Annotated in this window: 1 rRNA gene; it reads right to left on the bottom strand. The window is 55.8% G+C overall.

Going from position 1 to position 702, the window contains the following annotated elements:
• Positions 1 to 702: ribosomal RNA gene (locus WMO41_RS15815) — 23S ribosomal RNA — on the bottom strand; the annotation flags it as partial.

The raw sequence follows: 702 nt of genomic DNA, 5'->3' as shown, positions 1-702 counted from the left end.
TGTGTTACCACACTTCCACCTCTGCCCTATCTACCTCGTCGTCTTCAAGGGGTCTTACTACTTGCGTATGGGATATCTCATCTTGAGGGGGGCTTCACGCTTAGATGCCTTCAGCGTTTATCCCGTCCCGACTTGGCTACTCGGCCATGGGGTTGATCCCCAACCGATGCACCAGAGGTCAGTCCATCCCGGTCCTCTCGTACTAAGGACAGCTCCTCTCAAATATCCTACGCCCACGCCGGATAGGGACCGAACTGTCTCACGACGTTCTGAACCCAGCTCGCGTACCGCTTTAATGGGCGAACAGCCCAACCCTTGGGACCTACTTCAGCCCCAGGATGCGATGAGCCGACATCGAGGTGCCAAACCACTCCGTCGATGTGAACTCTTGGGAGTGATAAGCCTGTTATCCCCAGGGTAGCTTTTATCCGTTGAGCGATGGCAATCCCACTTTATACCACCGGATCACTAAGTCCTAGTTTCCTACCTGCTCGACCCGTCGGTCTCGCAGTCAAGCTCCCTTATGCCTTTGCACTCTGCAAATGGTTTCCAACCATTCTGAGGGAACCTTTGAGCGCCTCCGATACCCTTTCGGAGGCGACCGCCCCAGTCAAACTCCCCACCTGACATTGTCCCCCAGCCGGGTCACGGCTGCAGGTTAGAAACCCAGTCACACAAGGGTGGTATCCCAACAGCGGCTCC

This window comes from Ventrimonas faecis, from assembly GCF_040096075.1.
Classification (GTDB): domain Bacteria; phylum Bacillota; class Clostridia; order Lachnospirales; family Lachnospiraceae; genus Brotaphodocola; species Brotaphodocola faecis.
The sequence above is the reverse complement of the archived record's forward strand: the minus strand, read 5'-3'. Positions and strand labels throughout refer to the sequence as shown.